The organism is Streptomyces sp. AMJ-169 (genome assembly GCF_055597585.1).
On record NZ_JBVLTJ010000005.1, the window covers coordinates 222,613 to 236,048 of the forward strand.

Annotated in this window: 15 protein-coding genes; 9 read left to right on the top strand and 6 right to left on the bottom strand. The window is 71.2% G+C overall.

From position 1 onward, the window contains the following. The first annotated feature begins 66 nt into the window (after positions 1-66). Entirely contained in the window at positions 67-1,032 is a 966-nt protein-coding gene (locus ACYUD3_RS14330; RefSeq protein ID WP_470968971.1) for a VldE C-terminal domain-containing protein, read from the top strand. A 267-nt stretch (positions 1,033-1,299) separates the two neighbouring features. Then, entirely contained in the window at positions 1,300-1,746 is a 447-nt protein-coding gene (locus ACYUD3_RS14335) for an ATP-binding protein (RefSeq protein WP_470968974.1), read from the top strand. 69 nt (positions 1,747-1,815) lie between these two features. Here the strand turns inward: ACYUD3_RS14335 and ACYUD3_RS14340 are convergent, their stop codons facing one another. Both ACYUD3_RS14340 and fdxA read right to left on the bottom strand, forming a co-directional pair. Then, a complete protein-coding gene (locus tag ACYUD3_RS14340; RefSeq protein WP_470968976.1) occupies positions 1,816-2,913 on the bottom strand; it encodes a bifunctional succinyldiaminopimelate transaminase/glutamate-prephenate aminotransferase in 1,098 nt (365 codons plus the stop codon). A gap of 85 nt (positions 2,914-2,998) precedes the next feature. Further along, positions 2,999-3,325 (bottom strand): ferredoxin, encoded by a 327-nt coding sequence (fdxA, locus tag ACYUD3_RS14345; RefSeq protein ID WP_470968978.1) that lies wholly within the window; start codon positions 3,323-3,325, stop codon positions 2,999-3,001. A gap of 141 nt (positions 3,326-3,466) precedes the next feature. Here fdxA and ACYUD3_RS14350 point away from each other — a divergent pair, with 141 nt between their 5' ends. Both ACYUD3_RS14350 and ACYUD3_RS14355 read left to right on the top strand, forming a co-directional pair. Next, positions 3,467-4,492: a GNAT family N-acetyltransferase gene (locus ACYUD3_RS14350; RefSeq protein ID WP_470969778.1), complete on the top strand. Its 1,026-nt coding sequence runs from the start codon at positions 3,467-3,469 to the stop codon at positions 4,490-4,492. Positions 4,493-4,679: 187 nt separating this feature from the next. Further along, entirely contained in the window at positions 4,680-5,486 is an 807-nt protein-coding gene (locus ACYUD3_RS14355) for a transglutaminase family protein (RefSeq protein ID WP_470968981.1), read from the top strand. A 34-nt stretch (positions 5,487-5,520) separates the two neighbouring features. Here ACYUD3_RS14355 and ACYUD3_RS14360 read toward each other — a convergent pair whose 3' ends face one another. Beyond that, positions 5,521-5,796, bottom strand: coding sequence for a DUF397 domain-containing protein (locus ACYUD3_RS14360; RefSeq protein WP_470968983.1), 276 nt, complete (start codon positions 5,794-5,796; stop codon positions 5,521-5,523). Next, positions 5,793-6,659, bottom strand: a complete 867-nt coding sequence (locus ACYUD3_RS14365) for a helix-turn-helix domain-containing protein (protein ID WP_470968986.1) — start codon at positions 6,657-6,659, stop codon at positions 5,793-5,795. Before ACYUD3_RS14365 ends, ACYUD3_RS14360 begins: the two co-directional genes overlap by 4 nt. Before the next feature lie 180 nt (positions 6,660-6,839). Here ACYUD3_RS14365 and ACYUD3_RS14370 point away from each other — a divergent pair, with 180 nt between their 5' ends. Genes ACYUD3_RS14370 through ACYUD3_RS14385 form a run of 4 tightly spaced genes read left to right on the top strand, consistent with a single transcriptional unit; the run spans position 6,840 to position 10,283 of the window. Further along, positions 6,840-7,748, top strand: coding sequence for an ABC transporter ATP-binding protein (locus ACYUD3_RS14370; protein ID WP_470968988.1), 909 nt, complete (start codon positions 6,840-6,842; stop codon positions 7,746-7,748). Continuing rightward, on the top strand, positions 7,745-8,485 hold the full coding sequence (locus ACYUD3_RS14375) for an ABC transporter permease (protein WP_470968990.1): 741 nt from the start codon (positions 7,745-7,747) through the stop codon (positions 8,483-8,485). The genes ACYUD3_RS14370 and ACYUD3_RS14375 overlap by 4 nt, the downstream gene beginning before the upstream one ends. 53 nt (positions 8,486-8,538) lie before the next feature. Next, the gene (locus ACYUD3_RS14380) at positions 8,539-9,666 is read left to right on the top strand and encodes a sensor histidine kinase (protein ID WP_470969781.1); all 1,128 of its coding nucleotides are present in this window, start codon (positions 8,539-8,541) and stop codon (positions 9,664-9,666) included. After that, on the top strand, positions 9,663-10,283 hold the full coding sequence (locus tag ACYUD3_RS14385) for a response regulator transcription factor (RefSeq protein WP_470968993.1): 621 nt from the start codon (positions 9,663-9,665) through the stop codon (positions 10,281-10,283). Before ACYUD3_RS14380 ends, ACYUD3_RS14385 begins: the two co-directional genes overlap by 4 nt. 37 nt (positions 10,284-10,320) lie before the next feature. On the opposite strand, the gene ACYUD3_RS14390 is transcribed toward ACYUD3_RS14385, so the two are convergent. Both ACYUD3_RS14390 and ACYUD3_RS14395 read right to left on the bottom strand, forming a co-directional pair. Then, entirely contained in the window at positions 10,321-11,124 is an 804-nt protein-coding gene (locus ACYUD3_RS14390) for a protein kinase family protein (RefSeq protein WP_470968995.1), read from the bottom strand. A 7-nt stretch (positions 11,125-11,131) separates the two neighbouring features. Continuing rightward, complete coding sequence (locus tag ACYUD3_RS14395) at positions 11,132-12,010, bottom strand: radical SAM/SPASM domain-containing protein (RefSeq protein ID WP_470968997.1); 879 nt, start codon at positions 12,008-12,010, stop codon at positions 11,132-11,134. A 553-nt stretch (positions 12,011-12,563) separates the two neighbouring features. Here ACYUD3_RS14395 and ACYUD3_RS14400 point away from each other — a divergent pair. Further along, positions 12,564-13,376 carry a hypothetical protein gene (locus tag ACYUD3_RS14400; RefSeq protein ID WP_470968999.1) on the top strand — a complete coding sequence of 271 codons (813 nt, stop codon included), beginning with the start codon at positions 12,564-12,566 and terminating at the stop codon, positions 13,374-13,376. Positions 13,377-13,436: the final 60 nt, after the last annotated feature.

Consider the following 13,436-nt stretch of genomic DNA (forward strand, 5'->3'; position numbering starts at 1 on the left):
CCAGCCCTCGAACGCTCTTTTCACTCCGGGCACATGCTTCACCGTACTCTCCAGTACCTTGTACGCGTGCCAGCGCCGTCCCCCTCTCCCAAGCGTCGTGGCCGCCTGCTCCGTTCCGGTGCGGCGGTCGTCGGTCTGCTCGCTGTCGTGGGCTATGTGGTGATGCAGTACGTCACCGGAGGGACCGGTGATCCGGGGTGCAGAGTCGTGTCCGCCTCGGGCGGCGCCTCCTATGAGTTCACGCCCGAACAGGCGGTCAACGCCGGGACGATCGCGGCGGTCGGCACCAATCTCGGGATGCCCCAGCGGGCGGTGACGATCGCGCTCGCGACGGCGCTCCAGGAGAGCGGCCTGCGCAACCTCCCGCACGGCGACCGCGATTCCCTCGGCCTCTTCCAGCAGCGCCCCTCGCAGGGCTGGGGCACCGAGGAGCAGGTCCAGGACCCGGCGTACTCGGCGGACATCTTCTACCGGCACCTGAAGAAGGTCGACGGGTACGAGGAGCTGCCGCTGACGGTCGCCGCGCAGCGGGTGCAGCGCAGCGGTTACCCGGAGGCGTACGCGAAGCACGAGCCGGACGCGACGGTCCTGGCCGCCGCCCTCACCGGCCGCGCGGCGGCGACCCTCACCTGCACCGGCCGCCCGGATCCGGCGCAGGTGGCGTTGACGGGCCCGGACGCCGTACGGGCCGCGCTGGTACGGGACTTCGGCCGCAACGCGGTGGACGAGGCCTCGGGGACCGTGAGCCGGGCAGCGGCCGGGGAGGAGGGGCCCACGGCGGTGAGCGGCGGGCAGACCCTCACGCTCCCGGTGACCGGGGACACGGCCAAGGCGGGGCGTACGGTCGGCGAGCGGGGTTGGCAGCTGGCGCACTGGGCGGTGGCCAACTCCTCGGCGCTGCACATCCAGAAGGTGACGTACGCGGGGCGGACGTGGAACGCCGGTAATTCGGACAGCACTTGGCGGGCGGCGACGGCCACGAAGGCGGGCGGGGCCGATCAGGGGTCGGTGCGGATCACGACCGAGCAGTAGTGCGAGGGGTCGCCCGGACGGGTGCCGTGGGGCCTTTCGGGCGGCGGCCGTCGGGCGGTCCGGGCCCTGGGGGTCGTACCCCTCGGAACCCTTGGGGCACTGGGAGCGGTGGGTGTGCATGCTGTTTGTCCCCGGCCAGCTTTGCCCGTTTTTATCCAGAGCTGATAATGCGACGCATTGCTAAGTCTTTACGTTTGCGTGCCGCAACCTTCGCGCGGCTCGGGCGGTAGTCACGGCGTCAGAGCCCGAACACCCCGAAGGAGCACCATGTCCCTCCCCCTGACCCGCCGGATCGCCCGTGCCGCGCTGCTCGTCGCCGCGGGGGCCGCCGCCGGGGTCGGTGCGGCCGGCTCGGCGAGCGCGGCGCCCGCCGCCGCCCCGAACCTGGGCGGGCTGTCCGCCCTGGACTCGGCGAGCCTCGGCAACTCGCTGGACGCCACCGCCCAGTCCGTGACCGGCACCGCCGGTGAGGCCGGCGGCAAGGCCGTCGAGCAGACGGTGCCGGCGGTCGGCAAGAGCAGCGGCAAGGCCGTCAAGAAGGTCACCCCGTCCGCGCAGCAGGCCGCGGGCCAGACCGCGGGCGCGACCGGCGAACTCGTCGGCGACACCGCCAAGTCCACCACCAAGGGCGCCCTCCCGACCGACGCCCTCACCAAGGGCGCCCTCCCCACCCCCCAGACCCTCCCCCTGAAGGGCCTGCCGCTGGGCGGCTGAGCCGTCCGGCACGACATGACGACGGGGCCCGGGGAGCTTCCCCTCCGGGCCCCGCCGGTCGTTCCAGGGCTACTTCAGCCGCTGCACCGCCGCCTGTACCCGTTCGTCCGTCGCCGTCAGTGCCACGCGTACGAACCTCTCGCCCGCCTCCCCGTAGAAGTCGCCGGGGGCCACCAGGATGCCCAGGTCGGCTAGGTGGGCGACGGTGTGCCAGCAGGACTCGTTCCTTGTCGCCCACAGGTAGAGGCTGGCCTCGCTGTGTTCGATGCGGAAGCCGTGGTTCAGCAGGGCCTCGCGCAGGGACGTGCGGCGGGACAGGTAGCGCTCGCGCTGGGCCTGGACGTGGGTGTCGTCGCCCAGGGCGGCCACCACCGCCGCCTGGGTCGGGGCGGACGTCATCATGCCGCCGTGCTTGCGGATCTCCAGCAGCGGGGCGAGGACCGCCGGGTCGCCGGCGAGGAAGGCCGCGCGGTAGCCGGCGAGGTTGGAGCGCTTGGAGAGGGAGTGGACGGCGACGATGCCGTCGTAGGAACCGCCGTTGACGTCCGGGTGCAGGACCGAGACCGGGTCGGCCTCCCAGCCGAGTTCGATGTAGCACTCGTCGGAGAAGACCAGGACGCCGTGCTCGCGGGCCCACGCGACGATTTCGGTCAGCTCCCGCTGAGAGAGGACCTTGCCGGTCGGGTTGGACGGCGAGTTGAGCCACAGGAGCTTCAGCCCCGCCGGATCGAGGTCGCGCGGGTCGTCGTAGACCTCGTACGCGGCGCGGGCCAGGCGGGCGCCGACCTCGTACGTCGGGTACGCCAGGCGCGGATACGCCACGCGGTCGCCGGGGCCCAGGCCCAGCTGGGTGGGGAGCCAGGCGACGAGTTCCTTGGAGCCGACGACCGGCAGGACGTGCCGGTGGGTGAGGCCGCGGGCGCCCAGGCGGCGCTCGCTCCAGCCGGTGAGGGCGTCGCGCAGCTGCGGGGTGCCCCAGACCGTGGGGTAGCCCGGGGAGTCGGCGGCGGCGATCAGCGCCTGCTGGATCAGCGCGGGGACCGGGTCGACCGGGGTGCCGACGGAGAGGTCGACGATGCCGTCCGGGTGCGCGGCGGCCGTTTTCTTGTAGGGCTCCAGCTTGTCCCAGGGGAAGGTGGGGAGGCGGTCGTGCACGGCGCTGCTCACTCTCTGTACGTACGGCAAACGCCTCGGTCCCGTACGGGGCGCGTACGGGACCGAGGCGGCACGACTAAGGCTGCCTGCCGGGGGGTTACTCGCCCTCGGCCTGCGGCGGGAGGGCGGCCACGAAGGGGTGGTCGCGCTCGATCAGGCCCAGCTTGCTCGCGCCGCCGGGGGAGCCCAGCTCGTCGAAGAACTCGACGTTGGCCTTGTAGTAGTCCTTCCACTCGTCCGGGACGTCGTCCTCGTAGAAGATCGCCTCGACCGGGCAGACCGGCTCACAGGCACCACAGTCAACGCATTCGTCCGGGTGGATGTACAAGGACCGGGAGCCCTCGTAGATGCAGTCGACCGGGCACTCTTCGATGCACGCCTTGTCCTTCACGTCGACACAAGGCTGCGCGATGACGTAGGTCACGCTGTCGTTCCTCCTCGATAGGGCGCTGGCGGGCCTTTCCCAGGCTCCGCCGCCTGGCGCGCGGGAGCGCGGCGTCGTCGATGCCCACCTCTAGTATCTCCGTTCTCGGGCATGATCCGAACAGGAGGGGTGGACGGACTGGTGGAAATCGTGGGCGGCGGGCTCCTGGAGGTCCGCATCACCCCTGCTGACGTGGGGAAACGGGTGTCTGTACGGCGCCTTTGCGGGCCCTCCGAGCTTGGGGGGAAATTCACCGACACGGTGGGTGTTCTCACATCATGGGACGCCGGTGTGGTGTCGATCACGCGCAAGGACGGTTCGGCGGTGCGTTTTCCCGCGTCGACCCTGGTCGCCGGAAAGGTCGTGCCCCCCGCGCCCGCCCGCCGCCGGGGGCCCGCCGCGTCGTACGACGAACTCGCCCGCGTCGCCTCCGCCGCGTGGCAGCCGCTGGAGACCGAGGCGCTCGGGGCCTGGCAGCTGCGTGCCGCCGCCGGATTCACCCGGCGCGCCAACTCCGTTCTCCCGCTCGGCGATCCCGGGGTTCCGCTCGGCGATGCGCTGTCCTTCGTACGGGGGTGGTACGGCGAACGGGGGCTTCCCGCGTACGTCCAGGCGGCGACCGGGGGCGCGGGGACGCAGGAGCTGCTGTGCGCGGAGCTGGAGGAGCGGGGGTGGGTGCGGGAGGTCTCGGCGGAGGTGTGGGTCGGGGGGCTGGCGGGGGTGGCGGACGCGGTCGGTCTCGGGGCCGGGGTCGCGTCGGGCTCCGGGGTCGCTCAGGGGGAGGTCCGGTTGTCCCGTACCGCCGATGCCGCCTGGCTCGGGCGGTATCAGCGCAAGGGGGTGAGCGAGGTGGCGCTGCGGGTGCTGGGGAGCGGGCCTTCGGTGTGGTTCGCGACGGTCGAAGGGGCGGACGGGCCCGCCGCGATCGGGCGGTGCGTGGTGGACGGGCGGTGGGCCGGGTTCTCGGCGGTGGAGGTCGATCCGGCGCTGCGCCGGCGGGGCCTCGCGACCCGGGTCATGGCCGCGCTGGCCGCGCGGGCGCTGGAGGAGGGGGCTTCGGCGGGGTGGCTGCAAGTGGAGGAGGGGAACGCGGGGGCTCGGGGGTTGTACGAGGGGCTGGGGTTCGGGGTTCATCACTCGTATCACCACTATCGGGGGGTGGCGTGAGGGGCGGGGGCGGGGTCTGCGGGAGCGGGCAGGCTGGGGTCTCGGGGGCTGGGGCCGGGGTCGCTGGGGCTCGGACGGACGCGAGCCTGATTGTCGGCCGGGTCGGCGTGAGGGGCGGGAGTGTGGGTGCTCGGGTCGGTGTGAGGAGCCGCGGCTGCTCCGGCGTACGAGGCGAGGTGCCCGGCGTATGAGCTTCACCCCCGATGAAGTGCGCCGGCTCTTCGCCGAGGAGGCCCGTGCCGGGCGGCCCGATCTCGTCGCCCTCTGTCTTCTGATCGGTGCCGCCGCCGAACCCTCCCTCTCCCAGGCCGACTTGGACGCCGCGCAGGCGGAACTCGACCGGCTGGCCGGGGAGTTGCCGTACCGGCCGGGCGGGGCGCGGGAGTGGGCGCAGGCCGTGCGGGAGCTGCTGGGCGAGCGGTACGGGTTCGGCGGCGGCCCCTCCGACTACGAGCGGCTCGACTCCTCGCTGCTCCACCAAGTCCTGCTCCGGCGGCGGGGGTTGCCCATCCTCCTGTCCGTGGTGTGGATGGAGGTGGCCCGGCGGGCGGGCGGCCCGGTGCACGGGATCGCGGCGCCGGGCCACTTCCTGGTGGGCTTCGGCGATCCGGCGGACGCCGGCCGGGTCGTCGTCGACCCCTTCACCGGCGGCCGGCTCCTGACACCCGCCGAGTCGGCCCGCGGCGCCGGCCCGAGCGGCCCCGCGGAGCCCTTGGCCGTCGTCGCCCGCATCCTCAACAACATCCGCGCCTGGTCCGCCGGCCGCCTGGAGCGCACCTCCGTCGCCCTGTGGTCCGTGGACCTCTCCCTCCTGCTCCCCTCCCACTCTGCCCAGCTGCGCTACGAGCGCGCTCAACTCCTGGTCCAGTCGGGGGACTTCGTGACGGGGGCGCGGGAGCTGGAGGCGTACGCGGAGATCGTGGGGGCGGTGGACGAGGGGGCCGCGCGGCGGGTACGGGGGGAGGCGCTGGCGGCTCGGGCGCTGCTGAACTGAGCGGACCTCGTGTGCGTGTGGCCGCTCGGGGCGGTCAGCGCTCCGAGGTGTATGTGACGAAGGCGGACCAGGTGGCGGGGCGAACGTCGAAGACGGGGCTGCCGGTGCGGAACTTGGAGTCGCGGATGTGGATGTGGCAGGGGGTTTCGGCGATCTCTACGCAGGAGTCGCCCTCGGGGCCGTCGCTGTAGCTGCTCTTGAACCAGTTCAGCGCGACCTCGACGCAAGACTCGCCGTCCGGGCCGCTGCTGTAACTGCTCTTGAACCACGCCAGTTCGGACAGGTCACCGGCGGAGGTCTTGCGGATCATGTTTCTCCCAGCAGTTGCTCGATAAAGGCCAGCGACTCACGCGGGGCAAGCGCCTGTGCCCTGATGGCGCTGTACCGCAGCTCAAGGATGCGCAGTTGCCTCGGATCGGAGACGGGGCGGCCGTTGTAGGCCCCTTCGGAGCGTCCCACCGCCGTGCCGTCGTCGAACTTCAGCACCTCGATCTTGCCGCTCAGCCCCGGATGGGCACCAGAGTCCGTCGGCATGACCTGGAGTGTGACATTGCGCAGCCGTGTCACCTCCAGCAGGTACTCAAGCTGGCGACGCCAGACCATTGTGCCTCCGACCTGTCGGCGCAGAGTCACCTCTTCCTGGACGAAGCTGAGCAAGGGCGCCGGTTCCCGCGCGAAGATCGATTTACGCTCCATACGGGCCGCCACCAGCCGCTCCAGATCGGCATCTGTGTAGGCGGACTGGGACACTTCGAACAACGCCCGCGCATGCTCCGGCGTCTGCAACAACCCGTGCAGACTCAGCCCGACATACACCCCCATCTCGACAGCCTTCGCCTCCGACGCCTTCAAGTCCCGCACCTTCTTGGGGTACCGGACCTTCTCCACGTTCTCTTTCAGAGCGACGATCGTGCCCTTGGCATCCAGCACCCTGTCCGAGTCGTCGAGGAAACCAGGACTGGGAATCCGCTCCCCGCGCTCGATCTTGTAGATCATGTCCTCGCTGTAGCCCACGGCCTTGCCGAAGTCCGCCGCCCGCACCCCCTTGTTCTCCCGGTGCGCCTTGATCTGCTTCCCGGCGGTCTCCAGCACCTCCTTCCCCCATACATCGCCCGGCTCAAGCATCCATCCCTGCTCGTCATCGTCCACCTCACCCTGCGGCTCCACCGACATACCCACCCCTCACTTCACGCTGTGACCATTCCGCGACGCCTGGTACCCGTACAACGCCGCACCCCCTCAAGACAGGACGGGACAGCGCCAAGACAATCGCGGCCCCGCATGACATCTGTCATCCCCCACTCCGGACACCGGACACTGCCCCCACCCCACCCCCGCCCCCACCATGGCCGTATGACAACGACAGCTTCAGTGGTCGCGTTCGACCAGGTGAGCAAGGCCTACGGTGCGGTCAAAGCCGTGGACGGGCTCAGTCTCAGTCTGCGGCCGGGGGAGACCGTGGCGCTGCTCGGGCCCAACGGGGCGGGGAAGTCGACGACGCTCGATCTGCTGCTCGGGCTGAAGCACGCCGACTCCGGCAAGGTCAGCCTCTTCGGCCTCACCCCGCGTGAGGCGATCGTCGCCGGGAAGGTCGGCGCGATGCTCCAGAGCGGCGGCCTGATGGACGAGGTGACGGTCGCCGAGCTCGTACGGCTGGCCTGCGCGCTGCACCCGAGGCCGTACCGGCCCTCCGACGTGCTCTCGCGCGCCGGGATCACCCAGATCGCCGACCGCAAGGTCAACAAGCTCTCCGGCGGCCAGGCGCAGCGGGTGCGGTTCGCGCTGGCGACGGCCGGGGACAGCGATCTGATCGTGCTGGACGAGCCGACGACCGGGATGGACGTCACGACCCGGCAGGGCTTCTGGGCGACCATGCGGGAGCAGGCCGACCAGGGGCGTACGGTCCTGTTCGCGACGCACTACCTGGAGGAGGCCGACGCGATCGCCGACCGGGTGCTGGTGCTGCACCGGGGGCGGCTGCTCGCGGACGGCACGGCGGCGGAGATCAAGGCGAAGACGGGGCTGCGCAAGATCTCCTTCGACCTCGACGGCGACCTCCCGGGCGCGCTCAGGGACCTGCCGTTCCTCACCACCATCGACGTCTCCGGCCGCACGGTCCGCATCCAGTCCACCGACGCCGACGCGACCGTGCACGCCCTCTACGGCCTCGGCCTCTACCCCCGCAATCTCGAGGTCTCCGGGCTCGGCCTGGAGCAGGCCTTCGTCGCCATCACCGCCGCCGAGGAGGCGAAGCAGCAGTGAACAGCCTCATCCGGCTCGAACTGACCCGGGCCCTGCGCAACCGCAGGTTCATGTTCTTCTCCGTGATCTACCCGTCGGTCCTCTTCCTGCTGATCGCGGGCAGCGCGAACGGCACGGACCGCGTCGGCGACACGGGACTGACCCTCCCGACCTACATGATGGTCTCCATGGCCTCCTTCGGCGCCCTCACGGCCGTCCTCATGGGCAACAGCGAACGCATCGCGAAGGAACGCGAGAGCGGCTGGGTACGGCAGCTGCGGCTGACGACGCTGCCGGGGCACGGGTACGTGCTGGCCAAGACCGCCGGTTCGGCGGTGGTGAGCCTGCCGTCGATCGTGGTCGTCTTCGCGGTCGCGGCCGTCGTGAAGGACGTACGCCTGGATGCCTGGCAGTGGCTCGCGCTGACCCTCGCGATCTGGGCGGGCAGCCTGGTCTTCGCGGCGCTCGGCGTGGCCCTCGGCTACCTGGCCAGCGGCGACGCGGTCCGCCCGATCACGATGATCATCTACTTCGGGCTGTCCATCCTGGGCGGCCTGTGGATGCCTACGACGACCTTCCCCGGCTGGCTCCAGTCGATCGCCAAGTGGGTGCCGACGCACGCGTACGCCTCCCTGGGCCGCGCGATCGAGCGGAGCCAGGCGCCGGCCGCCGAGGACGTCGTCGTCCTGGTCCTCTTCTTCCTGCTCTTCGCGGGCGGGGCGGCCTGGCTGTACCGGAAGGACACACTGAAGGCGTGAATGACGACCTGACAGGACTCCCCCCGGGGGCGCGCGAGGAGCTGGCGGCCGGTATGGGCCGGCCGCCGCGCACGCTCGCGGAGGCGTGGCGCAAGCTGGTCTGGATCGTGCCGTGGCTGATCTTCCTCGGCTCGCCGGTGCAGGACCTGACCTCCGGTAAGCACAGCGGTCCGGCGACGCTTCTGGGCTGGTTCGCGCTGGGGTCCTTCACCGTCGTCTACCTGTGCCTGGTCTTCCGCAACATGGGCCGCCCCTTCGGCGGACGCGCGATCGGGGTCCTGGTCCTCCTGCTGGGCACCCTGGCCGTCACCCTCTGCCTCACCCTGGGCAACGCCTGGATCGGGCTGTTCGTATACGTCTCGGTGACGCTCGGGACGACGCTGCCGCTGCGCGCCGCCTACTGGGGGATCGGCGCGAACGCCCTCGCGATGATCCTGGTCGGCCTGCGCGAGAGCGACTTCGACTGGAGCCTGCTGCTGATCGTCGTCCTGCTGGGCTTCGCGATGACGGGCGTGAAGCAACTGGTGCAGACGACCATCGAGTTGCGCCGGGCGCGCGCGACGGTCGCCGGGCTCGCGGCGAACGAGGAGCGGCTGCGGCTGGCGCGGGACCTGCACGACCTCCTGGGCCACTCCCTCTCCCTGATCACCCTCAAGAGCGAGCTGGCCGGGCGGATGCTGCCGGAGCAGCCGGAGCAGGCGGCGCGACAGATCGCGGACATCGAGCAGGTCAGCCGGCAGGCGCTGGTGGACGTGCGGGAGGCGGTCTCGGGGTACCGGCGGCCCCGGCTGGCGGCCGAACTCGCGGGCGCGCAGGTCGCGTTGAGCGCGGCGGACGTCATCGCCGCGGTGCCGGTGCCGCCCGATCTGACGGACGTGCCGGAGGAGAGCGAGGCGGCGCTGGCGTGGGCGCTGCGGGAGGCGATCACCAACGTCGTACGGCACAGCGGGGCCGTGCGCTGCACGGTGGAGCTGGTGCGCCGGCAGACGCTGGACGGGCCGGTGCTCGAACTGTCGGTGGAGGACGACGGGCGGGGCGGCGCGGTGCCCGCGAGTCCGCCGGGCAACGGTCTGACGGGGCTCGCGGAACGCCTGGAGAAAGCGGGCGGGAGCCTGGAGGCGCGGCACGTGAAGCACGGCTTCCGCCTGGTCGCCCGGGTCCCCGTAAGATCCGCCCCATGACCAGCCGCCCGATCAAACTCCTCCTCGCGGAGGACCAGTCGATGGTCCGCGAGGCGCTGGCGGCCCTGCTGGGCCTGGAACCCGACATCGAGGTGGTCGCCCAAGCGGCCCGGGGGGACGAGGTGTTGGGGGCGGCCCGTGCCCGACCCGACCTGGACGTCGCCCTGTTGGACATCGAGATGCCGGGCCTGACCGGGATCGAGGCGGCGGCTCAACTCCACGCGGAGTTCCCCGCGTTGAAGCTGATCATCCTCACGACCTTCGGCCGCCCCGGATATCTGCGCAGCGCGATGGAGGCGGGGGCGGACGCGTTCCTGGTCAAGGACGCTCCGGCGGCCCAGCTGGCGGCGGCGGTGCGCAAGGTGCTCGCCGGGGAACGGGTCATCGACCCGGCCCTGGCGGCGGCGGCCCTGGCGGACGGGGCGAACCCCTTGAGCGAACGGGAACGCGAGGTACTGCGCGCGGCGGCGGACGGCTCCACGAACGCGGAACTGGCGGCGGCGCTGCATTTGTCTCAGGGGACGGTGCGGAATTATCTGTCTACGGCGATCCAGAAGCTGGCGGCTCGGAATCGGGCGGAGGGGGTGCGGATCGCTCGGGAGAAGGGGTGGTTGTAGGGGGCGGATTCCTGGCGCCGGGTGCGGTACGGCCTCATCAGGGCGCTGACCGCCGACGATGGGCCACCCAGGTCTGCGCGGCCGAGACCATGGCCTTCAGCCAGGGTTCCTCGGGCCGCCGGCCGGCGAACGTCCGGTACATGCGCAAGCTGGCGGCGGCGAAGGCGTCGACCGCTCTCGGCGAGGCTTTCGCCCAGGCCTCGCTCCGGGCGGCCCACGCCTCCGCAGCCGCCGGGCTGTGCCCTGCCGCCACCAGCTGGAGCGTCAGCAGGGCCGGATCGATGAACCCCGCGCCCCGGGTGGGCCAGGCCCAGTCGACGGCCCACATCCGCCGCTCGTCCATGATGAGGTTGCCGGGGTTGATGTCCGTGTGGAGCAAGGTGTCACCCCGGAACAGCTCGGCCTCCGCCGGGCCGTCAGCGAACCGGTCCCAGCGGGTCTCCGTCCACCACCACGCCACCTCGGGCAGCTCGACCTTCCCGATCCGCGCGACGAGGTCGGCGATCGCGGGCAGGTCGGGGGAGTCCGGCGAGAAGTCGGACGGCCTTCCCCGGACGGCGTCGAAGAGCAGCACGGCCCAGTCGTCGTCCTGGATCCACCACACCAGGCGCGGCGCCAGGGGACGGACGTAGGGGTTGATCTCCCGCTCACGGACGAGGGAGTCGAGACGCCCGCCCGGCCTGTTGCGCACGGCCTTGACGAAGAAGGTCCCTTCGGGGGACTCGACCAGGGCCGTCAGGTCCGAGCTGAAACCCCGTTCGGTGCGCCGGATCCCGTGCACCGGACCTGTGCGCCGGCTGATCAGCGGGAGAAGCTCGGATGCGAGGTGGCTGGTGCTCATGCGCCCTTCAGTTCCTCGGCGTGCACTCGCTGCCGGGGAAGCCCGGCGAGCATTCGTCGTCGTTGTCGTCCGGACCGCACGGTTTGGCGCTCACGCCCCGCCCTGCCCGGATGGTGGCGTTGGCGTACGCCATTGCGGGGCCGCCGAGAATAGCGGCCAGCGAGGAAGTCTGGACGTTTCCCGCGCGCAGCCAGGTCGAGAAGACACACGGGGAGACCGAACCGTCCGGGCCGACGCAGGCCCGGCCGGTACCGCACCGCCCGCAGAGGCCGGCCGTGCCGGGCTCCTGCCCGTCCGCCCCGCGTCCAAAGGGGCGGATGTGGTCGACACGGACCTCGTCCACCCCCAGGGCCGCGAGCTCCCGCCGGGTCTCGTCGCCGGAGTCGGAAGGCCCGGTGACGATCACGGAGACGCGGATCGGGATGCCGTACTCCACGGCCCTCAGGATGTTCGCCCGGGTCCGGGCGTGACTCGGGCGTCCCGTCAGCGCGTTGTGCCTGCCCTGGTCGGGGGAGTAATACGAAGTGGCCAGCGAGACACCGGAACGCCGCAGAAGCGGCCACCATGCCTCCGGGACGTGGACGAGATTGCTGTAGACCTCCGTTTTCAGACCGAGGCTCAGCGCGTGTCCGATCAGCTCCGGCGCGTCGGGGTGCAGCGTCACCTCACCCCCGGTGAACTGCACGCCTGGGATGCCGAGCGAGGCGGCCTGGTCGAGCACGCTCGTCCAGTGCTCGGCGGTCATGCCGCCGTGCGTTCCGTCCGGTCCCGACCCGTTGTGGCAGTGGGCGCAGTTCAGCTGGCACTTCCGGGTCAGGTCCAGCCACAGGAACCGGGGCGGGGCGGACTTCGGTCCGGTGGCCGGTGTTTCCGCGAGCACAGTCATGGTCGTCCCTCTCAAGGCGACTGGTTCTTTTCGGTGAGCCCAAGTGAAAGCGCGCGCAACAGAGTTGGACAGGTGACAGGCTGTAGACAAGTTGCCGACACGGTGTAGACGCGGGTGGGCCGATGCGTACAGGTGACCTGATCCGAGAGCGCCGCGAAGCCATGTTCCTGAGCCACGCGGGACTGGCGCGGGAGCTGAGCATCGCCCGGGGCTGGCATCCTCGGGCCCTTCACCGCAGTCAGGTGGCGCGGTGGGAGAAACCAGGCGGTCCCGAGCCCAAGACATGGCGTCCCTACCTCGAACAGGTGCTCCGCGTCGACCTGTCCGGTTACCGTGATCGGACCCCGTCTCCAGCGGGTAGCACTCCTGTGGAAGGGGTTGATCCTGTGGACCGTCGAGCGTTCATCGGAGCCGGTGCCGTTCTGGGACTGTCGGTCGCTGCCGCACCGCCTGCGATGGCCCAAGGCCGTCGGCTGGGAAGTCCGACATCGATCGCTTCTCCCAGCGGCTCGTCGATCTGAGGCGGCTCGACGACTACAACGGCAGCACGGCGGTGCTTCCGCTGGCCGCGGAAGAAGCGCAGGCCCTTTCCGGGCTCGCGAGGAACGGAAGTTACGGGGAGTCCACCGCCCGGGGGCTGCTCAGCCTGCTCGGCGAGCTGTACCAGTTCTCGTCCTGGGTCGCCTTTGACAGCGGGCGGGAGGAGAAGGCCCGACAGCTGGCGCAGGCCGCCGCGGCGGCCGCCGCCCAGGCCGGGAACCGCACCTTGGCCTCCACCGCGCTCTCCGAACTGTCGTACATCACGGCGTCTTCGAAGAACCCCCGAGAGGGCGTGGCCATGGCGCGCGCGGCCCTCGCGAACGCCCCCAAGGACATGCTCCCCGCCGTCGAGGTCGTTCTCGCCGACCGGCTCGCATGGGCATGTGCCCGCACCGGAGACGCCGGGGGGGCCGACCAGGCGCTGGGGATCTCGGCACAGGCCCACGACCGCCGTGACCGCGACGCCGTGCCGGAACCGGACACGGTGTACTGGATCAACAGGGACGAGTCCCAGATCATGGCGGGACGCTGCTGGGCGGAGCTGAAGAGGCCGGACAAGGCGGTACCGGTGCTGGAAGGGCTGACGGCTCCGTACGACGATTCACACGCGCGCGAAGTCGCCCTGTACCAGGCTTGGCTCGCCGGTGCTCATGTGGACGCGGGCGACCTGGATCGCGGGGTTCACGCGGCGGGCAGGGCCATGGAGCTGTCCCGGAGCACCGCCTCCGCGCGGCTCACGGCCATGCTCGACGACATGGTGAGCCGTTTCGAGCCGTACAGGAATGCCCTCCCTGTGCGGGAACTGCTGGGTGCCTGGGGTAGCTAGAGGGCGCCCTTGCGCGGCGACTTCTCATGGGCCAACGGCTCAGTTACAGGGGCGCTGCCC

What these genes read in the sequence shown, in the direction of transcription:
- ACYUD3_RS14335 (WP_470968974.1), top strand. Translation starts at nt 1,300, where the DNA reads ATGTCCCTCCCCCTGACCCGCCGGATCGCCCGTGCCGCGCTGCTCGTC.
- ACYUD3_RS14355 (WP_470968981.1), top strand. Translation starts at nt 4,680, where the DNA reads ATGAGCTTCACCCCCGATGAAGTGCGCCGGCTCTTCGCCGAGGAGGCC.
- ACYUD3_RS14360 (WP_470968983.1), bottom strand. Translation starts at nt 5,796, where the DNA reads ATGATCCGCAAGACCTCCGCCGGTGACCTGTCCGAACTGGCGTGGTTC.
- ACYUD3_RS14365 (WP_470968986.1), bottom strand. Translation starts at nt 6,659, where the DNA reads ATGTCGGTGGAGCCGCAGGGTGAGGTGGACGATGACGAGCAGGGATGG.
- ACYUD3_RS14370 (WP_470968988.1), top strand. Translation starts at nt 6,840, where the DNA reads ATGACAACGACAGCTTCAGTGGTCGCGTTCGACCAGGTGAGCAAGGCC.
- ACYUD3_RS14380 (WP_470969781.1), top strand. Translation starts at nt 8,539, where the DNA reads ATGGGCCGGCCGCCGCGCACGCTCGCGGAGGCGTGGCGCAAGCTGGTC.
- ACYUD3_RS14385 (WP_470968993.1), top strand. Translation starts at nt 9,663, where the DNA reads ATGACCAGCCGCCCGATCAAACTCCTCCTCGCGGAGGACCAGTCGATG.
- ACYUD3_RS14390 (WP_470968995.1), bottom strand. Translation starts at nt 11,124, where the DNA reads ATGAGCACCAGCCACCTCGCATCCGAGCTTCTCCCGCTGATCAGCCGG.
- ACYUD3_RS14395 (WP_470968997.1), bottom strand. Translation starts at nt 12,010, where the DNA reads ATGACTGTGCTCGCGGAAACACCGGCCACCGGACCGAAGTCCGCCCCG.